This window comes from Domibacillus sp. F004 (assembly GCF_057814295.1).
This window is the reverse complement of the sequence record NZ_JBVATB010000003.1, coordinates 344,347-364,574: the sequence shown is the minus strand read 5'-3', so window position 1 is coordinate 364,574 and position 20,228 is coordinate 344,347. Positions and strand designations below refer to the sequence as shown.

22 protein-coding genes and 1 other RNA gene are annotated in these 20,228 nt (G+C 41.0%); 17 read left to right on the top strand and 6 right to left on the bottom strand.

Annotated features, from left to right (window positions below; genetic code table 11):
• Positions 1–530: 530 nt before the first annotated feature.
• From ACZYRN_RS10405 to ACZYRN_RS10395, 3 genes are all read left to right on the top strand, one after another.
• Complete coding sequence (locus ACZYRN_RS10405; RefSeq protein ID WP_488911500.1) at positions 531–2,795, top strand: family 10 glycosylhydrolase; 2,265 nt, start codon at positions 531–533, stop codon at positions 2,793–2,795.
• Positions 2,796–3,035: 240 nt separating this feature from the next.
• The gene (locus ACZYRN_RS10400; RefSeq protein ID WP_488911499.1) at positions 3,036–3,665 is read left to right on the top strand and encodes a hypothetical protein; all 630 of its coding nucleotides are present in this window, start codon (positions 3,036–3,038) and stop codon (positions 3,663–3,665) included.
• Between the two features lie 164 nt (positions 3,666–3,829).
• A complete protein-coding gene (locus ACZYRN_RS10395; RefSeq protein ID WP_488911498.1) occupies positions 3,830–4,324 on the top strand; it encodes an SRPBCC family protein in 495 nt (164 codons plus the stop codon).
• 70 nt (positions 4,325–4,394) lie between these two features.
• On the opposite strand, the gene ACZYRN_RS10390 is transcribed toward ACZYRN_RS10395, so the two are convergent.
• Together ACZYRN_RS10390 and ACZYRN_RS10385 are read right to left on the bottom strand one after the other, a co-directional pair.
• Positions 4,395–4,748, bottom strand: coding sequence for a hypothetical protein (locus ACZYRN_RS10390; protein WP_488911497.1), 354 nt, complete (start codon positions 4,746–4,748; stop codon positions 4,395–4,397).
• Complete coding sequence (locus ACZYRN_RS10385) at positions 4,702–5,124, bottom strand: alpha/beta hydrolase (RefSeq protein ID WP_488911496.1); 423 nt, start codon at positions 5,122–5,124, stop codon at positions 4,702–4,704. Before ACZYRN_RS10385 ends, ACZYRN_RS10390 begins: the two co-directional genes overlap by 47 nt.
• Before the next feature lie 280 nt (positions 5,125–5,404).
• Here ACZYRN_RS10385 and asnB point away from each other — a divergent pair, with 280 nt between their 5' ends.
• The gene (gene asnB, locus ACZYRN_RS10380) at positions 5,405–7,240 is read left to right on the top strand and encodes an asparagine synthase (glutamine-hydrolyzing) (protein ID WP_488911495.1); all 1,836 of its coding nucleotides are present in this window, start codon (positions 5,405–5,407) and stop codon (positions 7,238–7,240) included.
• Positions 7,241–7,298: 58 nt separating this feature from the next.
• Positions 7,299–7,595 carry a hypothetical protein gene (locus ACZYRN_RS10375; protein WP_488911494.1) on the top strand — a complete coding sequence of 99 codons (297 nt, stop codon included), beginning with the start codon at positions 7,299–7,301 and terminating at the stop codon, positions 7,593–7,595.
• Between the two features lie 172 nt (positions 7,596–7,767).
• On the opposite strand, the gene ACZYRN_RS10370 is transcribed toward ACZYRN_RS10375, so the two are convergent.
• On the bottom strand, positions 7,768–8,748 hold the full coding sequence (locus ACZYRN_RS10370) for an LLM class flavin-dependent oxidoreductase (protein ID WP_488911493.1): 981 nt from the start codon (positions 8,746–8,748) through the stop codon (positions 7,768–7,770).
• 152 nt (positions 8,749–8,900) lie between these two features.
• Between ACZYRN_RS10370 and ACZYRN_RS10365 the strand changes: the two genes are divergently transcribed.
• From ACZYRN_RS10365 to ACZYRN_RS10355, 3 genes are all read left to right on the top strand, one after another.
• Entirely contained in the window at positions 8,901–9,491 is a 591-nt protein-coding gene (locus tag ACZYRN_RS10365) for a molybdopterin-dependent oxidoreductase (protein ID WP_488911492.1), read from the top strand.
• 59 nt (positions 9,492–9,550) lie between these two features.
• A non-coding RNA gene (ssrS, locus tag ACZYRN_RS10360) (6S RNA) lies at positions 9,551–9,749 on the top strand.
• Positions 9,750–9,875: 126 nt separating this feature from the next.
• Positions 9,876–10,112: a phage holin gene (locus ACZYRN_RS10355; protein ID WP_488911491.1), complete on the top strand. Its 237-nt coding sequence runs from the start codon at positions 9,876–9,878 to the stop codon at positions 10,110–10,112.
• Between the two features lie 84 nt (positions 10,113–10,196).
• On the opposite strand, the gene ACZYRN_RS10350 is transcribed toward ACZYRN_RS10355, so the two are convergent.
• Together ACZYRN_RS10350 and ACZYRN_RS10345 are read right to left on the bottom strand one after the other, a co-directional pair.
• Entirely contained in the window at positions 10,197–10,379 is a 183-nt protein-coding gene (locus ACZYRN_RS10350) for an aspartyl-phosphate phosphatase Spo0E family protein (protein WP_488911490.1), read from the bottom strand.
• A 192-nt stretch (positions 10,380–10,571) separates the two neighbouring features.
• The gene (locus ACZYRN_RS10345) at positions 10,572–10,949 is read right to left on the bottom strand and encodes a nucleotide excision repair endonuclease (protein ID WP_488911488.1); all 378 of its coding nucleotides are present in this window, start codon (positions 10,947–10,949) and stop codon (positions 10,572–10,574) included.
• 68 nt (positions 10,950–11,017) lie between these two features.
• Between ACZYRN_RS10345 and ACZYRN_RS10340 the strand changes: the two genes are divergently transcribed.
• Entirely contained in the window at positions 11,018–11,506 is a 489-nt protein-coding gene (locus ACZYRN_RS10340) for a DUF456 domain-containing protein (protein ID WP_488911486.1), read from the top strand.
• Positions 11,507–11,567: 61 nt separating this feature from the next.
• On the opposite strand, the gene ACZYRN_RS10335 is transcribed toward ACZYRN_RS10340, so the two are convergent.
• A complete protein-coding gene (locus ACZYRN_RS10335) occupies positions 11,568–11,786 on the bottom strand; it encodes a cold-shock protein (RefSeq protein WP_488911484.1) in 219 nt (72 codons plus the stop codon).
• A gap of 213 nt (positions 11,787–11,999) precedes the next feature.
• On the opposite strand from ACZYRN_RS10335, the gene ACZYRN_RS10330 reads away from it, so the two are divergent.
• The 8 genes from ACZYRN_RS10330 (at position 12,000) to ACZYRN_RS10295 (ending at position 20,160) form a co-directional block, all read left to right on the top strand.
• Positions 12,000–12,464: a hypothetical protein gene (locus tag ACZYRN_RS10330; protein ID WP_488911482.1), complete on the top strand. Its 465-nt coding sequence runs from the start codon at positions 12,000–12,002 to the stop codon at positions 12,462–12,464.
• Positions 12,465–12,605: 141 nt separating this feature from the next.
• Positions 12,606–12,854: a hypothetical protein gene (locus ACZYRN_RS10325; protein ID WP_488911480.1), complete on the top strand. Its 249-nt coding sequence runs from the start codon at positions 12,606–12,608 to the stop codon at positions 12,852–12,854.
• A gap of 433 nt (positions 12,855–13,287) precedes the next feature.
• Positions 13,288–13,776: an amidase domain-containing protein gene (locus tag ACZYRN_RS10320; protein ID WP_488911479.1), complete on the top strand. Its 489-nt coding sequence runs from the start codon at positions 13,288–13,290 to the stop codon at positions 13,774–13,776.
• A 180-nt stretch (positions 13,777–13,956) separates the two neighbouring features.
• Positions 13,957–15,078, top strand: a complete 1,122-nt coding sequence (gcvT, locus tag ACZYRN_RS10315) for a glycine cleavage system aminomethyltransferase GcvT (protein WP_488911477.1) — start codon at positions 13,957–13,959, stop codon at positions 15,076–15,078.
• 1 nt (position 15,079) lies between these two features.
• On the top strand, positions 15,080–16,432 hold the full coding sequence (gcvPA, locus tag ACZYRN_RS10310) for an aminomethyl-transferring glycine dehydrogenase subunit GcvPA (protein WP_488911476.1): 1,353 nt from the start codon (positions 15,080–15,082) through the stop codon (positions 16,430–16,432).
• Positions 16,425–17,879, top strand: coding sequence for an aminomethyl-transferring glycine dehydrogenase subunit GcvPB (gene gcvPB / locus ACZYRN_RS10305; RefSeq protein WP_488911474.1), 1,455 nt, complete (start codon positions 16,425–16,427; stop codon positions 17,877–17,879). The genes gcvPA and gcvPB overlap by 8 nt, the downstream gene beginning before the upstream one ends.
• Before the next feature lie 39 nt (positions 17,880–17,918).
• Complete coding sequence (locus ACZYRN_RS10300) at positions 17,919–18,221, top strand: iron-sulfur cluster biosynthesis family protein (RefSeq protein WP_488911472.1); 303 nt, start codon at positions 17,919–17,921, stop codon at positions 18,219–18,221.
• A gap of 211 nt (positions 18,222–18,432) precedes the next feature.
• Positions 18,433–20,160, top strand: a complete 1,728-nt coding sequence (locus tag ACZYRN_RS10295) for an ABC transporter ATP-binding protein (protein WP_488911471.1) — start codon at positions 18,433–18,435, stop codon at positions 20,158–20,160.
• Positions 20,161–20,228: the final 68 nt, after the last annotated feature.

The following is a 20,228-nucleotide window of genomic DNA, read 5'->3' as shown; positions in this document are numbered from 1 at the left end:
TCTTTAGTGAGTTAATATAGCGTGGGTCAGTTCCCCATCGATTTAAAGGAGGGTAATGAAAACTTACACTTTTAAAATGTGTAAGTGTGGTTAAATTGTAAAAGGAGACATTTCGTTCGATTCTGAACGAAATGTCTCCTTTTTATATAGAGTGTGCTTTCCTCTGCATTCGATAAAAGCATAAAAAAGACTTGAGATTGGCCCCTCACAGCGGTTTTAGCATTGTTTGAGGACGATTCCCATTAAAGGGAACTTGCTATTATTGGAACGCCTTATAAGGAACCGCATCAAGAAAATGTGAGTGCACAACGTGGGGAATGTTCATCCAAAAAGCTTGGTTACTTTCTTTTCCAATATTGCTAGAGTCATATAATGAAATCTTGAAATATGTTATAATAGACCCATATATTGGAGGGGGGATTTTAAATCAGTAAAAGGATCTATTATAGACAATAAATTTAAATCGGAAAAACATGGCTTTAAGAATAAATGAATCAAGGAGCGTATTTTTACATATGAAGAAAAAGGATATGTTTAGGTTGATTGTGTCAGCAGTGATGACACTCGTTTTATTGATTTCCATTTTGCCATTGCCAGCTAAAGGAGCGAGCACGATCCCTCCTAAAAATGAAATGCGCGCAGCTTGGATTGCGACCGTTCAAAATATCGATATGAAAGCCGGAATGAATAAAGCCGAGTATACAGCCTGGGTGCGTCAAACATTGAATCAATTGAAAGCCAATAAATTCAATGCGGTTATTTATCAAGTGAAACCAACAAATGATGCTTTGTATCCATCAAAGCTGGCTCCATGGTCATCGTATATAACAGGGGGGAAACAGGGAACAAACCCAGGGTACGATCCTCTCTTAATCATGACGGAAGAAGCGCATAACCGCGGTATGGAGCTGCATGCATGGGTAAACCCTTATCGAGTAACGATGCCAGGACAAACATTAACAAGTCTTGCGCCTAATAATGCCGCTCGTACAAACCCTGACTGGGTAGTTAAATACGGGCAGCAATATTATTTGAATCCCGGTCTTCCTGAAGTGCAAAACTATTTAATTTCTACAGTGAAAGAATTAGTAGCTAATTATGATATTGACGCTGTTCATATGGATGATTACTTTTATCCTTATAAAATAAAGAATGAGGCATTCCCCGATCAAGCGGCATTCAAAAAACACGGAACGTCTTTTAAAAAAATTGAAGACTGGCGTCGAAATAATGTAAATCAGCTTGTTGGAAATTTATATTCAACAATTAAAACGACTAAATCGCATGTTCAATTTGGGATTTCGCCATTCGGTGTTTGGCGTAATAAATCGCTCGATCCGACTGGAAGTGATACACAAGCCGGTGTAAATAATTACGATGATTTATATGCAGACACAAGACAGTGGATGAAAGACGGTACCATTGATTACATTACTCCACAAATTTACTGGTCTAAAAATTTATCAGCTGCGAAGTATCATACTTTATTAAACTGGTGGAGCCATGAAGTACAAACGTATGCTAAAGCACATCCTGTTAATCTCTATATTGGTTTAGCGGATTATAAAGTCGGTCATGACTCCGATAAAACATGGAACAATAAAATGGAGCTGCCGAATCAAGTGATCGCTAACAGAGCGGACAAAACAGCGAAAGGTCAAATGCACTTTTCCTTAAAAAGCATACAAAACAATTCGCTCGGTTATGCCACGGTTCTTAAGCAGCAACTTTATAATTATACAGCTGTAACTCCAGCAGCTTCTTGGAAAAACGCTGCTCAACCTTTAAAGCCGACATCCGTACAAGTAAACAAGGATGCGGCGGGTATGAAGCTCGAAATTAAGGATCAAAATAGTACACAACCGAGAAAATATGTGATTTATCGTTTTGAAGGAAACAAAGAAGGTTCGTATCAAGATCCACGAAACATAGTCGATGTTGTCTATAATATGAAAGGTAATACGGTATTTTTAGACAAGACAGTAAATTCAAACAAAGTATATATGTATGGAATTACATCTGTGTCAGCGACTGGTGTTGAAAGTAAAGAGGCATATGTTGTGAAAGAAGGAAGCAGTTCGGGAACCTTATTTAATGATATTAGCTCCTCCTACCGTGCATATAAGGAAATCACATACTTGGCACAAGGAGAAATTACGAATGGGGATCTTAAAGGGAATTTTAATCCAAGTCAGCAAGTAACACGTGCTGAAGCAGCTGCTATGATTGGCCGTGCTTTAAACCTTGATGGTACAAAACGAGGGACTTCTTTTAAAGATGTCAGTGCTAATATGTTTGCATCAGGGTACATTCAATCTGCTGCAGACAAGAAGATTTTATCGGGCTATAAAGGCGGTACATTTAAGCCATATGAAAACGTAACACGCGGCGAAATGGCTCTTATGATCAGCAGAGCGTTCGAGTACAGTTATGGAAATACAGCGTCGGGAGCTGAAAGAGCTCTGACATCAAGAGGAATTGCTCAAGGTACCAGTAATGGTACTTTCGGAAGACATTTAAGCATTATCCGGGCAGATTTTGCGGTATTTTTAGCAAGAGCAATTGACTACAATCTTCGGATTAATAATCCAACGATTCCGTTTAGTGGAGAGATGTATGTAAATGCTGAATCCCTTCCTGTGAAAAAAGGACCGTCTGAAACGTATGCTCAAGTAGGTACTCTTAAAAAGAACGAGAAAGTAACAATAGGTTATCAAGTTGGCGGCTGGACTCTTATTCAATCTGGCTCTAATGTCATTGGTTTCGTGCCGAATGCTTCTTTGAAAACATTTTAATCAGTAGAATAAGAGAAAGACCGGCTGAGTGATATGGTCGGTCTTTCTGTTGTCGCTCACTTGGGGAAATGCTTTATATACCGTTTTTTTAGTCGCTATATTTTCATACTAGTGTTATGTCAATGTTTAACGAATATACTTGAATAATATATTTACTGGTTTTTAGGTGGTGGAGACACAGAGCGGAATGGCGGAAAAGTTCAAATGTATGTTTCAAAGGAGGGGAACGGGATAGAGAGAATGACGCCCGGCAAACTACAGTATTTTTTTGATGTTGAGCATCCTTTAAATCAGTTCCAACAATATGCTGAATTTATAGAAAGCTCACTAAGAAGTGAGGCCGGCAAGTATGAAAAAATGGCAGGAGAATTCGATGAGGAGGATCAAGAAGGTTTTTGGGATTGGCATATAAATGATGTTAGCCTTTACCGCAGTGATTTCCCCAATATTTTAAGGCGGTCGCTTCTAACGAGCATGTACTCTTTTGTAGAAAGTAAATTGGTGGCGCTCTGTCATCCTACGGAATCAGGAAGAAGTTTTCGTGATAGAAGCAGCAGCCGGAAATCGATGATTAATAAAGCGAGAGATTATTTAATAACCGAGTTGAACGTAGAATTTCCGATTGATACATCGGCGTGGAAATTCATCCAAAACACAAATAGGATTCGGAACTGTCTGGTCCATAGTGGTGGGGATGTGAGTGCATTCAGATCGGAGCGGAAATTAAGAAACATTATTGCCGATATGGAGCATGTAACGATAGACCGAAGAAACAAGATCATCCTCGATGAAACGTTTTGTCTGGCATTCATTGACCACAGCTTTGTGCTTTTATCAGCGCTTTATAATGTTCAGATAGAGGAGCAGTGAAGGTTTTTGCTTATCAAGGCAGAAATCGTTGAAGATGCCGTATGACTGTTTTTCAATCAATCATATTCATATCCGAAATCAGCCATAATGGGCTTGCATTTATCAGAACAACGGGTATCAATAAAATGATCTTATTATTTATTTTGAATGAGGAGGAATAATGTATGCTCGCTGTAATAGAAAAAGGTGAAGGTGGCCATATCGCTCGCTTTGAACGTCTGCTAAATCATTCAGTCGAGAAGGTTTGGGCTGCTTTAACAGAAAATGATAAGTTAGAAAAATGGATGCCGAATCTTGAATTGGAGGAGCTTCAAAAAGAAGGTATCATAAAATTTAATATGAATGATGGGACTGGTTCATCTTTTGATATAGAGATAAGAGACTTCAAAGAATATTCTGTCCTAGAATACGAATGGGGTGACGGCTGGGTTCGTTTCGAGTTATCCCTCGAATCCGGTGGTTGTTTAGTCGTATTAAAAGAATGGATTAGCACACTAAATGAACATACACCAAAAGATTTGGCAGGATGGCATATATGCCTCGATATGTTGAGTGCTTTATTGAATGGTCATTATATAGACTTTCCAAAAGGTGAATGGGAAAAGTTTCATGAAAATTACATTATCACAGTCAATCAGGTTGAAGAATTAAACAAATGACAGAAGAGCGAAGAGAGTGGCTAAAGTGAGTTAACAGCTTGAGATATGAGATACGTCTATAAACGCTATATTAGCGAAAAAGAACCAATGTCGGTTGTGTTATGTATTCTAAATATTGTTGATATTTTTGTGGAATTCGGGACATCGCCAAACGATAACTTATATTTAAAGTTTCACTACCATGATGTGTTTCGACAGGTTTATTTACAGTTAAGACCTCCCAATGATGGAATCGGCGAATCCCCAGTTGGTCAAATAATGAAAGAAGGATAAGTTTAAACAAAGATACTTTTGTATGTCCGCCTTTGTCGCTTTTTCTTATAGTTGGAGCATTAGGGTGAATGAAGGGTGCTAAGAAAAGATAAGCATCAACCTGATTAGGAATATTGACTCCCTGCAAAACGAAGCACTGATGCACCTCCAAAGGAATGTCCTGCAAGAATAATCTTAGTATTGGGATTATCTTTCCTAATCCAATTCATTAGATCCGCCAAATCATCATCTATTTGACCAATGTAGTCAACATCCCCTCTACGTTTAGGGTACATACCATAACCCCTTAAATCAGGGGTGTAAACTTGTGCTAGATTTTTTGAAGATACGTACTCAGCAACACGAAAGAGATATTTCCCATCTTCAGCTATACCATGTAGCAAAATTACTACCCTATTTGAATTGGCGGGGAAATGCCTGAAAAATAATTGGCTTCCATCTCTCGCATTATAGGACAGGGCTTTAGGGAATTCAGTCTTACAAATAAGCTCGTACATTTCTTGAGGGGTAATTTCACTTTGAACCATTAACGCTCACCTCTTACTCCTTTATAAACCATAATCAATTTAAAAAATCAGAAAAATTCTTTCTATATGATTTAAGAATTGTAAATACATTTTTAATCATTAATATTCTGCAAAGCTCGAAACTTCCCTTTAACGATTTCAAAATCATCTATTCCCTCCACGCTTACCACACTGTTTGACTCATTAGCTACATAATAAAATTCACATGTAATCCGTCAAGATTCACTTGGAATGATTCACTTTCTGTCTGAATACATTAATGCAGGAAAGGGTGATCTACATGTGCGGAATAACGGGATGGGTAGATTTTTCACGCGATATGAGGAATGAGCAAGAGACGCTTAAAACGATGGCAGCGACACTTAAAAAGCGTGGTCCGGATGACTTTCGCGTATGGGCAACCCATCATGCAGCATTCGGTCACACACGGCTCGTTGTTGTCGATCCAGCAGGTGGCAGGCAGCCAATGACATGCGGTCCGTACACAATTGTGTATAATGGTGAGCTGTATAATACAGAAGAAATCAGACAGGAGCTGCTGAAAAAGGGATATACGTTTCAAGGACATTCCGATACAGAAGTGCTGCTGACGGCCTTTATTGAATGGCGTGAAAAGTGTGTAGATCGTTTAAATGGGATTTTTGCATTCGGTGTATGGGATGAAAATCAGCAAGAGCTGTTTATGGCGAGAGACCGGCTTGGTGTAAAGCCCCTCTTTTATACCGAATGGAGCGATTCTTTTTTGTTTGGATCGGAAATAAAGGCGCTTCTGGCACATCGTCATGTAAAGGCAGAAATTGATCGTGAAGGGCTCATGGAATTGTTTACGCTCGGACCGGGACGGACACCGGGACACGGGATTTTTAAAGGGATCCGTGAACTGCGCCCGGCCCATGCGCTTACGCTGAATCGGACTGGATGCCGCATATGGCGATACTGGAACGTGGAAAGCAAGAAGCATCTCCATTCGATGAATGAAACAGCGGAACAAGTACGATTTTTATTGAAAGATGCCGTTGAGCGTCAGCTGACAGCGGATGTACCTGTTTGTACCTTTTTATCCGGTGGTGTTGATTCAAGCGCGATTAGCGCGTTTGCAGCAGATTATTTTCAAAAAAACGGACGAGGCTCTCTTCACACGTATTCGATTGAATATGCAGAAAACAGCCGATACTTTAAGAAAAGTGTCTTTCAGCCAAGTGAAGATCGGTTGTGGATTGATAAAATGCAAAAACATATCGGATCGATTCATCATTCATCGATCATTGAATATGACGAGCTTGCAGGTAAACTTAAGGAAGCGATGACTGCCCGTGATGCGCCGGGAATGGCGGACGTGGATTCTTCTTTATTATGGTTTTGTGAAGAAATTAAACATGATTTTACAGTCGGGTTGTCAGGGGAGTGTGCTGATGAAATTTTCGGCGGGTATCCATGGTTTCACCGAGCGGCTTTGTTGAATGGCCATGGTTTTCCGTGGATTCAGTCGTTAGCCGATAAGACGCTGCTGCTAAATGAAAAATGGCGGAACATCCTTCCATTAGAAGAGTATGGGGAACAGCGATACAGCGACCTTATCGGTGAAACGCCCCATTTGGATGGAGAGAGTGAGCTTGAACGACGCCGAAGGGAAATGTTTTATATAAATATGGTGTCGTTTATGACAGCTCTTCTTGAGCGGAAAGACCGGATGAGCATGGGGGCAGGCCTTGAAGTGCGGGTGCCATTTGCAGATCATCGGATCGTTGAGTATGCATGGAATATTCCGTGGGAGATGAAGATGGCAGACGGGCGTGAAAAAGGGATTTTACGGAAGGCACTTGACGGTTCGCTGCCGGGAGACGTGTTGTACCGGAAGAAAAGTCCGTATCCGAAAACCCATCATCCGGGCTATACGAAACTGGTCAGCGGGATGATGAATGACATTCTTGCCAAAGATTCGCCGTTGCTTGAATTTTTTTCCCGATCCTCCTTACAAGAGATCACCGATTCAGGAGGGGCCTCGTTTCAAGTGCCATGGTTTGGCCAGCTGATGACGGGACCGCAGCTGCTTGCTTACTTTGTGCAGATGAATCAGTGGTTTGAAGAATATAATGTGAAAGTCTGTACCAATTAAGGTGTTTATTTTTAGAAAATGAGGGAATAAACAATCAAACAAGGAAGGAGTGCTGACAGTGAAAACGAACAAAATGAAATGTGTTTATCGAAATGGATCCGGTGAATGGAAACAAGGCGAATTGTTCGAGGAAGAGTTAAAAATCGGTGAAGGCACTCACTTCCACATTAAGTGCGGGGATTCATCCGCTTTTTATAACATGGTATCGGATCGTTATTTGATCGATCGAAAAGACAGAAAGAAGACGTATTACAAATTTGAAACACCAGATGCGCATGAAGCAGAGGAGCGCTTTTTCAGTGTCGCAAATATTGACTATCGCAATCAAAATATTACGTTTGACATACACAGTTAATGAATTTTCGAGGCATCCAATTGGGTGCCTTTTCAATTTGTAATAAAGTGAAAATAAATAAGGTACATACAGTAGTAGATTATTGCTGTTCATATTTAGAAGAGGAATAAAGATAGCTTAATTATAGGTTGGAAAGAGAGCCGTCTCCATGATTAAGACAGCTCTCTTTTGCCTATTTCATTAAGTCGGCGACAATTTCAAATGAGCGTAAACGAGCATTATGGTCAAATATTTGCGCATTCACCATAATTTCGTCTGCTTCTGTGTCTTCGATAAATGTCTCGAGTTTTTGCTTTACTGTCTCTGGTCCGCCGATAATGGACGCACCAAGCTGCTGTTGAAGCGCTGCTTTTTCAAAATCATTCCATAGTTCGTCCATGTTCTCAACAGGCGGCTGAAGCGGTACCGTATGGTTGCGGATTAAGTTTAAAAATTGCTGCTGCATCGAAGTTGCGAGTTTTTTCGCTTCTTCATCTGTATCTGCGGCGATCACATTGACACCAAGCATCGCATACGGTTTGTCAATGACGCCAGAAGGATTAAAATGACGACGGTAGAGGGCAAGAGCTGGCAGCGTATTATCGGGTGAAAAATGGCTTGCAAATGAAAATGGCAAGCCAAGATCCCCCGCAAGGCGGGCACTGAATCCACTTGAACCGAGCAGCCAGATCGGAATATTTAGCCCTTCTCCAGGGATAGCACGCACCTTTTTCTGCTCTGTTTTAAAATAATTGCGAAGCTCATTCAGCTGCTCTGGAAAATCATGACCATCACTCTGGTTTTGGCGTCTTAATGCCTGCATCGTCACTTGATCGGTGCCGGGTGCACGGCCAAGACCAAGGTCAATACGTCCTGGGAAAAGAGATTCCAGTGTGCCAAATTGCTCGGCGATAATGAGCGGCGCGTGATTGGGCAGCATAATGCCCCCGGATCCCACACGAATCGTTTTTGTGGCGGCGGCAATGTGACCGATCACGACAGCCGTAGCCGAGCTTGCAATGCCAGGCATACTATGATGTTCGGCGAGCCAATAGCGATTATACCCCCACTTTTCAGCATGCTGTGCAAGATCGGCTGAGTGACGGAAAGACTCCGCCGCCGTCCCGCCTACAGTAATCGGTGCGAGATCGAGAACGGAATAGTGGATAGACATTGTTTGGAACACTTCTTTCTATAGAATAATGAGTGGTATTAGTGTAGCAGGAATTTGTCGTGGGACAAAATGAAAGGACTTGATTGCCGAAGAAGTGGGTATGGTGTTTAATAAAAGAACTCGCTACTATGCCGTATGAAAGGATGAACATAATGAAAAATCAGCTGCCCCCTGGTCAATTTGAAACTGAGAATTGGCCGATTCTGCATCAAGGAGATGTGTACAATTTCAATGAAGAAACATGGAACTTCAAATTATTTGGTGAAGTGAAGGAAGATATTACACTGTCATTTTCTGATATGATGAAGCTGCCAAAAACAATTTCGGCAATAGACATGCACTGCGTCACGACATGGTCGAAATTCGGCAATACGTTTGAAGGAATAGCGCTGCGTGATGTAATCGATTTAGTTGAACTCAATGAAGACGTAAAATATGTGAAAATATACGGGTATTATAACGGTGATCGGTTTGGCTATACAGCCAATTTGCCGCTGGATGCGCTGCTTAGAGATGACGCGTTATTTGTTTACCGGTGGAAAGATAAGACCCATGATTGGCAAGACATTACACCAAAACATGGTTACCCTCTGCGCTTTATACCACCGGCTTCTTTCTATTTATGGAAAGGATCGAAATGGGCATCAGGTATTCAGTTCATGAAAGAAGATGAGGCAGGATTTTGGGAAGAGATGGGCTACTCCATGACAGCGAACCCATTTAAAGAAGAACGTTACCGTTAATAAGGTAAAGAGGAAATCATTGCTGTTGATTTATCGGAATGAATGAAGTAATATACAAATACAAGCTGCGTTGTACGTAATCAATAATTAAGTTTTAACCTTTAAGCTGTAATAGGGAGTTTTATATAAAAACGGAAATGACAGGCCTCTGTCGATACGACAAGGAGGACAAGCAAGAACGTTTTTGCGAACACCCACTTTGAGGAGTGGTGGTTTAAAACTTTCTTATGTAATACATACGGCAAGGGCGGCTTGTCTAATCTAACTTTCTAAATCAGTTCCTTATAGGGACTGATTTTTTTTGTGTAAACAGGTTTTCTGTAAACATTTTAAGAGCCGTACATACATATGTATAAAATAAGTAATGGAAGGGAGGAGATGCGGATGAAACGAGATATTGCTACTTTATTGGGCGGCTTCCTGACTTCATTATTCTTATTTTTGGCAGCAATTGATGTTTCTTTTGACTGGTTTACAATGAAGAGTATCGATGCATTTGTTATGCTTTGTGGTGCAGCGGTAGCATTAGGTATTAACTTATACGCTGTATGGAAAAATACGTATGTCAGCAAAAAAGCAAGAAAACAGAAGGAAGCATTAAAAGAAAAGGGTTTAGAGTAATGAAAATAAATGAACGACACGGCGGATTTTATCCAGCCGTTTTTTTTTATGAAATTTACGAATTCCTGCCCATAAACGAGAAAATTAACATTTGCTTTTCAATTGAAATTGGTTCGATTGAAACTGATTCATTAGTTTGTCCAAATGTTGGCTATGTTTAATCGTCTCAATATGACCGAGTCCCTTTGCCGTCCCAGTTGAAATCATTAACTGGCGCACCATTTTTATTTGAATCATTAATTCATAAAAGTGATCATGGGTATCCATTCTTTAGATCCTCCAAAATAAGCGTATTCAAAAGGCTAGAAGTATATTATGGACTAGTATACGTGATGAAAATAAAGAAAGAAATGGTTTCGACAAAAGTTCTTATAACCTTATACGATTGTCGATAGTATAGGCTGAAGTGATGATCGATGCTAATAAAAAAAGCCCGGCTTATATAGCCGGGGGATAAGATCACGATCTGAAAAATGCTTTTTCTGTATTATATTTTGCTTCGAGCGTATTAATAATATACGTTTCATAAATCTCACGTTCCATCGGATTATCAACAAGGCAGACGACAATTTTATAAACATCGTCACGGTGATTTTTAATGTCGGAAACATTATCTTCAAAATGTTTCCGAATTCGCATGCGAAGTTTTCGAGCTTTTCCGACAAACATCAAGTTGTCACTTACATCGTAAAACATAAAAATACCCGCTTTGTCTCGTGGAATTTTATGATAATCTGTAAAGCCATATTCTTTAGCAATAGCCGCTTCACTCGTATCGTCTACATTTCGTTTTCTTATTAAAGTGAAGTCGGCTTTCGGCATGTCAATTTTAATCAATTTCAATCACTTCCTATTCTTTCACATAATGGTACAATGTTATCATATCAGAGAAGAGGTGGCTATGGGTGGCTATTTTAGTATGGACCGGAATTATTTTATTATTTATCGTCAGCTTTATTGGATTTATCTTTCCAATTGTCCCATCAGTACTCGTCTTGTGGGCGGGATTTGCTCTTTATTATTTTGGCATCAGTCAAGAAGAGCTATCGGTTGTTTTCTGGATCGCGATGCTCTTATTCACTGTGCTTATTTTTGCCGCGGATTTCCTGGCAAACAGCTATTTTGTAAAAAAGTACGGCGGATCAAAATGGGGAGAATGGACAGCGGTCGTGGCGATTATCGCAGGTTCATTTATTATCCCGCCATTTGGAATTTTAATTGTCCCGTTTGTGGCGGTTCTTCTTGTAGAACTCATTATTCAAAAAAACGTAAAGACAGCTTTTCTTGCTGCCTACGCAACACTTGTTGCATTTTTGAGCGGTACACTCGCAAAAGTTGTCATTCAATTAATTATGATTATTTGGTTCTTTCTTGAATCCATCATTACGATTTAAAAAAGGAATCAAGTAAGTAAAAAAGCAGATTTCACCAAGGAAATCTGCTTTTTTGTTCATTTTATTCGGCTTCAGCTGATTTACGAAATGTATTATTTTGCAAGGAATTCGTAAGACGGTTCCCGGTTTCCATGTTACTTCCACAAAATGGGCACGAAGGCGAATCATCTTCGGAAAAATTCTTTCTCATCCAGCCATTACAGTCGTCCTTTGTACACTCCCACGTTTCAATATCAACGTTTGGCAGTGGTTCGGCACGATTTTTGCTGTAATAAGACATAACGTCACCCCCGAATATAGTTGTCAATCTTATCTATTATCTCATACTTTTATTATTTCCGAAATGGGGAATTTTAAACAGAAAAAATAAAGAGAGATCCGATTGTTCAGAAGATGTGGAAAAAACAAGCGGCAAGGTTCTGGACTGAAATAGAGTTTTTCTCAGTAAACTCTCATATTGCGATGCTATGATGGGGGAATGGGGGTGGCTTTGATGAAAAAAAGAGTATGGCTAATCGGAGTTGCCGCACTCATTCTCATTGCGGGCTGTGGTGCAAGAGAAGAAGTGAGTGTAGAAGAGAAGTATAAAGAAGCGGTTGCGGCTTTTCCATTTTTTGATCAATCGGGTAGTCTAGAGGCAGCAAAGCCATTGGATCCGGCGTTTCCATACTGGAGCATTTCCGCATTGGATGAAATCGAGCTAATTGAGGAAAAAGAGCGTTTTAACGGGTTGTTTTATCATCCGCCTAGTTTAATTCATGAGCCAGGCGCACTTGCTTCTGTCATATTGTCAAAGATTCCGGAACAGACAGTCATTCAGCTGGAACTTGAAGCCTATGATCGAGAAATGAACATGTATACGAAAATCGATGAAAAACGGACAGCTGAACGAAAACAAGTGTTTTTGCGCCTGCCACACGAAGAAAATATTGTCTACCGGATGACGATGCATGTATAGGATGATCAAACGTTTGAAACGCTTGAAACAAATCAATTTCGCTTGTATGTGCCTTACAAACAAGCGGATATTAACGCGAAACTGGCAGCTGATCAGGGGGAAGACTTCCTCCATTGGACAGTGTAAAACTGGGGACCGGCTGTGCTCGAAGTGAAGGCGGAAAACATCATAAACCGGTGGAATGGACAGGAGTGGGTCAATATCCATGCGGGTGAAATAAGCCAGGAACCATACGGATACAGTCGGCTTCCACCAGGTGAAACAAAAAGCGGGGAGATCGACACAGCGGATCTTGCACCAGGGCTTTACTATTTAGTAAAAGGGCTGCAGATCGAATTAATGTACGAATCAGAAGGCACCACACTAGCAGTCCCATTTGAAGTGAAATAAATAGATTGAAAACAAGTGGTTTCCGTTCCGTAAAAATACGGTCTTAAAGATGCTCATCGTGCAACACAGTTTTCAAAACGTTTATAAAGTTGACATAAATTGAGATGTATGATAAAATAAATTTTTCATGAAGATCGTAACTTAGAACGTTTCATATAAGAAAATTTGGCATTCTGCTAGTGTTGGTAAAACTTATTCACACTGGAGTGGCTTCGGAGCCACAAGGATCTAAGAGAAGGCAGGGCTTAGGTCGTTTAGGTACATCATAAACGACGATGTGGAATAGAACCGCGGCGGTTTAATTTGAGATGAATTGAGATTTCATCTTAAAAACGTTGTGAGTTACAAAATGAATGAACAAAACCGGACTGATTAATCAGCCCGGTTTTTCTATGCTCTTTTTTGCATACAATGTAAAAAGGAGGCGTGACATTTGTACAATAGAGAAAAAGCAGTTGCGTACGCACAGCAATGGTGGAACAGCTACAACCCGGCATTTCCGCATTTTGAAGTTGACTGTACCAGTTATATATCGCAATGTTTACTGGCAGGCGGGGCGCCTCAGCGTGGATATCCTCATCGGGAAAAGGGATGGTGGATCGGTGGAGGTACGTGGAGTTTCAGCTGGAGTGTCTCTCATTCATTGAGGTGGTATTTGGAAGGCTCTAAGCAAGGATTAAAGGCAAAAAAAGTATCATCGCCTGATCAGCTGAAGCCAGGAGATGTTATTTTTTATGATTTTACGGGAGATGGAAGAATGGACCATTCAACGATTGTGACGAGCATGCATGGCGGCGTGCCTTATGTGAACGCTCATACGAACAACAGCCGGAATCGTCATTGGAGTTACACGAGTTCGCCTGCGTATACACCGGCTATCAAGTATTTATTTTTTCATATTGATGACAACACGTCATTATAAGAGCTTTTTGTAAAAAGTTTGGCATCAATACAAGGTTAAAATCTCAAGTAAAAGGATATATAAAGGGAGATAGCTCGCCTTTCTATGTCCTTTTTTTTGTGAGTAAAAAGCCAGTAAGAATGAAAAGATATAATAGGTGAAATTAAGAAGCAAAGGGGAAATCTTAAATGGGGGTGCAGAATGAGTAAGGAAACAGAATTAAAGAGAACACCGCTATTTGACATATGCAAAAAAAACGGAGCGAAAGTGATTGATTTTGGCGGTTGGGCATTGCCGGTCCAGTTTACAGGCATTATTAAAGAGCATGAAGCTGTTCGGACGAAAGCGGGACTTTTTGATGTATCTCACATGGGAGAAGTTCTTGTCGAAGGAAAAGATGCGGAACATTATTTGAATCATCTCGTTACAAATGATGTGACAAAGCTTCAGATCAATCAGGCCCAGTATACGGCAATGTGTGATCCGAATGGCGGAACGATTGATGATCTGCTTATTTACAAATTAGCAAACGAAAAATATTTGCTTGTCATTAACGCAGCGAATACGGAAAAAGATTTCGAATGGATGAAGCAGCATGTAAAAGGAAAGGTCAAGCTTGAAGATAGATCAAGTGATATTGCTTTGATTGCGATTCAGGGACCTAAAGCAGAAGCCATATTACAAACTGTAACGGACATTCGATTATCAGAAATTGGCTTTTTCCAAATAGCGCAAAATGTCCATGTGAACGATGTAGAAAACGTTCTTGTTTCCCGGACCGGCTATACAGGTGAAGACGGTTTTGAACTTTATTTAAACGCAAATGATGCGGAAAAACTATGGGAGATCCTTCTAGAAGCCGGAAAAGCAGAAGGCTTACAGCAATGCGGACTTGGGGCGCGTGATACCCTTCGCTTAGAAGCGCGCCTTGCCCTGTACGGTCAAGAGCTTACACGCAACATCAGTCCGTTAGAAGCAGGAATCGGCTTTGCTGTAAAAACGAACAAAGAAAGTGATTTTATCGGCAAATCAGCTCTTATCAAACAAAAAGAAGACGGGTTAACAAGAAAAATAATCGGGATTGAAGTGACAGGAAGAGGTATTCCACGTCACGGGTATAAAGTATTTTCCGAAACGGAAGAGGAGATTGGCTTGATGACATCGGGAACACATTCACCGACTTTAAAGAAGAACCTTGGTCTTGCCTTAATCAAATCGGAACATACTAAAGAAGGGACACCGCTAAAAGTGGAAATTCGCAACAAGAAAGTGGATGCCCATGTTGTCAAAACGCCATTCTACAAAAGAGAAGGGGAACGATAAAATGACGTCCACTTATCGATACTTACCAGACACAAAACAAGATCAAGAAGAGATGCTCGCTCTATTAAACATATCTTCAGTAGATGAACTATTTGAAGATGTACCAAAAGAAATCCGTTTAGAAGGTGAGCTAAACATTCCGGATGCCGTACCAGAACCGCTTCTTATCAAAAAAATGCATCAGCTATCATCACAAAATAAACAGGCGAATCACTATCCTATTTTTCTCGGTGCCGGCACATATGATCATTACATTCCAAGTGTCGTTAATCATGTCATTTCACGGTCTGAATTTTATACGGCGTACACACCTTATCAGCCGGAAATCAGCCAGGGAGAATTACAAGCTATTTTTGAATTTCAAACGATGGTTTGTGAACTGACAGGCATGGATGTGGCCAATTCTTCGATGTACGATGGTCCTACTTCACTGGCAGAAGCGGCATCACTTGCTGTTACGTCAACGAGACGATCAAAAGTGATTGTATCTAAATCGGTGCATCCGGAATCGAGAGCGATTTTAAAAACTGTATCAAATGGCCTGGAATATACCGTTGAGGAAGCTGCGCTGGATGGAGATGTGACAAATATTGAAAAGCTGCAAGAACAAATAGATCAAGATACAGCGGCTGTTATTGTGCAATATCCAAACTTTTTCGGTTCTATTGAAGATTTAACGAAAATCAAAAAAATAGCAGAAGAAAAAGGTGTACTTTTTGTCGTAAGTGCTAATCCGCTCGCATTAGCGCTTTTGGAGGCACCGGGTAAACTAGGGGCGGATATCGTCATTGGGGACATGCAGCCGCTCGGCATCCCCATGTCTTTTGGCGGCCCGCATTGCGGCTATTTCGCGGTGAAGAAAAAAATGATGCGTAAAGTACCCGGACGGATTGTCGGACAAACGACGGATGACCGTGGAAAACGAGGGTTTGTTTTAACATTGCAAGCGCGTGAACAGCATATTCGCCGTGATAAAGCATCCTCTAACATTTGTTCAAACCAGGCGTTAAATGCGCTTGCTTCGGCTGTTTGCATGGCATCACTCGGTAAAAATGGAATCCGTCAGATGGCACAGCTCAACATTGAAAAAGCGGATTATATGGCTAAATGTCTTCAAAAGAAAGGCTTTAACGTGAAAAACAAAGCGCCGTTCTTTAATGAATTCATTGTAGAGTGTCCGCTCCCCATCAAAGAAATCAATGAAAAACTGTTGGAGGCAGGAATGATCGGTGGATTCGATTTAGGAAATGACTATGGATTTGAAAACCACATGCTTATTGCGGTAACGGAGCAGCGGACAAAAGAAGAAATGGAGCAATTTGTAAAGGTGTTGGAGGCGATGATCAATGGCTGAGTACAATGACTTGATTTTTGAAATAAGCCGCCCAGGGAGAATTGGATCAAGTCTTCCGGAAAGTGATGTTAACAGAGTTGATTTACAGGATAAGCTGCCTGCTCATTTAATAAGAGATATAGCAGCGGAACTTCCGGAAGTGTCAGAGCTTCAGCTTATTCGTCATTACACAGCCCTTTCGAATAAAAACCATGGCATCGATAACGGCTTTTATCCACTCGGTTCGTGTACGATGAAGTACAATCCGAAAATTAATGAAGATGTAGCGCGCATTGAAGGATTTAGCCGGATTCATCCCTATCAGCCTGTTGAAACGGCGCAGGGAGCGCTCAGGCTTTTATATGAGCTGCAAGAAGATTTAGCTGAAATTACGGGCATGGATGCCGTGACATTACAGCCTTCAGCAGGTGCACAAGGAGAATGGACCGGGCTCATGATGGTTAAAGCTTACTTTGCACAAAAAGGCGAAAAACGAACTAAAGTCCTTGTACCGGACTCTGCACATGGAACAAATCCTGCAAGTGCTACGGTGGCAGGGTTTAAAACCGTAACCATTCCTTCAAATAAAGAGGGTTTAGTGGATCTGGCAGAATTAAAAAAGCATGTCGATCAGGATACAGCGGCTTTAATGCTGACAAATCCAAACACACTCGGGTTATTTGAAAAAGACATTGTTGGCATTGCGAAAGTGGTTCATGAAGCAGGCGGCTTGCTGTATTATGATGGGGCCAATGCGAACGCCATTTTAGGGAAAACGACACCGGGGAAAATGGGCTTTGACATCGTCCATTTAAATCTTCACAAAACATTTACAACGCCTCATGGCGGAGGCGGTCCTGGCGCAGGGCCCGTCGGTGTGAAAAAGAAATTGATTCCGTATTTGCCTGTGCCCCGTATCGAGAAAGAAAACGACCAATACGTATTAAATAGTCAATACTCTTTATCCATCGGCCGTGTGAAAGGATATTATGGAAATTTCGGTATTCTTGTACGAGCGTATACGTATATTCGCACAATGGGACCTGTTGGACTGCGTCAAGTATCTGAAAGCGCCGTCCTTCACGCCAATTATTTGCGTAAAAAGCTGGAGCCTTATTTTGAGTCACCGTATTCACAATATTGTAAGCATGAATTTGTTTTATCGGGATCCAGACAGAAAAAGCTAGGTGTCAGAACACTTGATATGGCAAAACGGCTTCTTGATTTCGGCTATCATCCGCCAACTATTTATTTCCCGTTAAACGTAGACGAATGCATGATGATCGAACCGACTGAAACCGAGTCAAAAGAAACGATGGATGCTTTTGCGGAGGCCATGATTCAGATCGCCAAAGAAGTAGAAGATAGTCCGGAACTTGTATTAGAGGCGCCGCATACAACAATCATCGGACGATTAGATGAAGTAAAAGCGGCAAGACAGCCGATCTTGCGTTATTTAAAAGAGTAATGAATCGTCTATATATGGCTCTTTGAAGGAGGAAGAAACATGCTTATATCGTTAACGGAGGCAGCAGCGAATAAATTAAAAGCATCCGTTTCGAATAAAGAGATAGATCCACGAATTGATGCCACTCTAGCTGGAGGATGCGGATTAGCGGTCAATCTTTCTATTATTTTTGATGAACCGCGGCGACATGATCTTATTTTTGGAGGTAATGGTCTTCGTATTCGAATTGATCCGTTCACCAAGCGCTATTTGAATGAGGAGATACTTATTGATTATACAGATGAACAGGGCTTCTTATTTGGAGAGCGTTTTGAATCAGGAGCATGTATGATGGAAATATGACGTAAAAAAATTCAATATTCGAGAATTTAAAGAGCCGTCAACATTTATTGAAGGCTCTTTTTTTTTCAAATTAAAACAAAAGTGTAAGTTCCTATTTCATATTCAGCATAACTATGGTAACGTTTAATTGAAATTGATTATCAATTACAGTTGTTTAATTTAGATTGAGATGTTGGTATAAATGCAAACGATTAGAAGAGGTGTACAACGTATGATGAAGCAATTTTTTTCTTATTACCGTCCTTATAAGAAACTTTTCTTCTTGGACTTTTTCTGTGCAGTAGCGGCAGGGCTTTTGGAACTTGCCTTTCCGCTCGTTGTTAATCACTTTATTGATGATCTACTGCCGGATGGCGACTGGAATGTGATTCTGGCCGTGAGCATTGGGCTTTTGCTCATTTACATTGTCAATGCGGGCCTTCAATACGTGGTGACATACTGGGGGCATATGCTCGGCATCAACATTGAAACAGACATGCGCCGGAAATTATTCGGCCACGTGCAAAAGCTATCGTTTCGATTTTTTGACAATACGAAAACAGGCCATCTTATTTCACGGATGACGAGTGACTTAATGGAAATCGGCGAAATGGCGCATCATGGTCCGGAAGATTTATTTATCGCTGTGATGACGCTGACCGGTGCGTTTGCGATGATGGCGTATATTAATTGGAAACTGGCTGTACTGACTTTTATCATTATTCCATTTATATTATGGCTTGCTATCTACTTTAATAAAAAAATGACTGGCGCCTTTCATCGGTTGTTTGGTGATATTGCGGACTTTAATGCCCGTATTGAAGACAGTATGGGGGGCATTCGTGTTGTGCAGGCGTTTGCCAATGAAAAACATGAAACAGCGCAGTTTGAAGAAAATAACAGCCGTTTCCGATTGACGAAGCTTCTATCATATAAAATTATGGCGCTCAACATGTCAATCAGCTACATGCTGATGCGGACTGTTACCCTGTTCGTCCTGATTTGCGGCACCTATTTCGTCATGCAGGGCGAGTTGACATATGGAGAGTTTGTAGGCTTTATTTTGCTGTCGAACATATTCTTCCGGCCAATTGAAAAAATCAATGCAATCATTGAAAGCTATCCGAAAGGCATCGCCGGCTTTAAACGGTATATCGAATTACTCAATACAGAACCAGATGTAGCCGATTCCTTGGATGCAATCGACATCGATAAAGTACGTGGTGATATTTGCTATCATAACGTCACGTTTGGCTATGAAGGCAAAACGCCTGTGTTGAATAATATTAGCCTGTGGATTAAAGCAGGAGAGACGGTCGCATTTGTCGGACCATCTGGTGCCGGCAAAACGACGATGTGCAGTTTGCTGCCGCGTTTTTACGACGTGGAGGAAGGGTATATCTCCATTGATGGACTGGATACGAAAAAAATGACGCTTTCCTCTCTCAGACGTCAAATCGGTATCGTGCAGCAAGATGTCTTTTTATTCTCTGGAACGATTCGTGAAAACATTTTGTATGGCGACCTTGGAGCCTCTGATGAAGCGATCATGGATGCATTGAAGCGGTCGCGTCTCGATGATTTCGTGCTTTCTTTACCAGAAGGGCTTGAAACAGTCATCGGTGAACGCGGAGTGAAACTATCTGGCGGGCAAAAACAGCGTCTGGCCATTGCACGGATCTTTTTGAAAAATCCGCCCATTTTAATTTTGGATGAAGCGACATCTGCTCTTGACACGGAAACAGAGCTTGCTATTCAGCAGGCGCTGGCAGAACTTGCTGTCGGGCGTACAACACTCGTTATCGCTCATCGGCTTGCCACCATTAAGCATGCGGACCGGATTATTGTGGTGACACCGTCCGGTATTGAAGAGCAGGGCAGTCATCACGAGCTGCTTGAGCACGGTGGTCATTACCGCCGTCTTCATGAAGCGCAGTTTGGATTTCATGAAAGCTTATAGATATTTCCTTATAAATAGATAATTTATCTAAAATAAGTAAAAAAGTGCCTTTTAGGCGCTTTTTTTTA

Excerpts from the sequence above, each read along its gene's own strand:
- ACZYRN_RS10405 (WP_488911500.1), top strand. The coding sequence starts at position 531 with ATGTTTAGGTTGATTGTGTCAGCAGTGATGACACTCGTTTTATTGATT.
- ACZYRN_RS10400 (WP_488911499.1), top strand. The coding sequence starts at position 3,036 with ATGACGCCCGGCAAACTACAGTATTTTTTTGATGTTGAGCATCCTTTA.
- ACZYRN_RS10395 (WP_488911498.1), top strand. The coding sequence starts at position 3,830 with ATGCTCGCTGTAATAGAAAAAGGTGAAGGTGGCCATATCGCTCGCTTT.
- ACZYRN_RS10385 (WP_488911496.1), bottom strand. The coding sequence starts at position 5,124 with ATGGTTCAAAGTGAAATTACCCCTCAAGAAATGTACGAGCTTATTTGT.
- asnB (WP_488911495.1), top strand. The coding sequence starts at position 5,405 with ATGTGCGGAATAACGGGATGGGTAGATTTTTCACGCGATATGAGGAAT.
- ACZYRN_RS10370 (WP_488911493.1), bottom strand. The coding sequence starts at position 8,748 with ATGTCTATCCACTATTCCGTTCTCGATCTCGCACCGATTACTGTAGGC.
- ACZYRN_RS10365 (WP_488911492.1), top strand. The coding sequence starts at position 8,901 with ATGAAAAATCAGCTGCCCCCTGGTCAATTTGAAACTGAGAATTGGCCG.
- ACZYRN_RS10355 (WP_488911491.1), top strand. The coding sequence starts at position 9,876 with ATGAAACGAGATATTGCTACTTTATTGGGCGGCTTCCTGACTTCATTA.
- ACZYRN_RS10350 (WP_488911490.1), bottom strand. The coding sequence starts at position 10,379 with ATGGATACCCATGATCACTTTTATGAATTAATGATTCAAATAAAAATG.
- ACZYRN_RS10335 (WP_488911484.1), bottom strand. The coding sequence starts at position 11,786 with ATGTCTTATTACAGCAAAAATCGTGCCGAACCACTGCCAAACGTTGAT.
- ACZYRN_RS10330 (WP_488911482.1), top strand. The coding sequence starts at position 12,000 with ATGAAAAAAAGAGTATGGCTAATCGGAGTTGCCGCACTCATTCTCATT.
- gcvT (WP_488911477.1), top strand. The coding sequence starts at position 13,957 with ATGAGTAAGGAAACAGAATTAAAGAGAACACCGCTATTTGACATATGC.
- gcvPA (WP_488911476.1), top strand. The coding sequence starts at position 15,080 with ATGACGTCCACTTATCGATACTTACCAGACACAAAACAAGATCAAGAA.
- gcvPB (WP_488911474.1), top strand. The coding sequence starts at position 16,425 with ATGGCTGAGTACAATGACTTGATTTTTGAAATAAGCCGCCCAGGGAGA.
- ACZYRN_RS10300 (WP_488911472.1), top strand. The coding sequence starts at position 17,919 with ATGCTTATATCGTTAACGGAGGCAGCAGCGAATAAATTAAAAGCATCC.
- ACZYRN_RS10295 (WP_488911471.1), top strand. The coding sequence starts at position 18,433 with ATGATGAAGCAATTTTTTTCTTATTACCGTCCTTATAAGAAACTTTTC.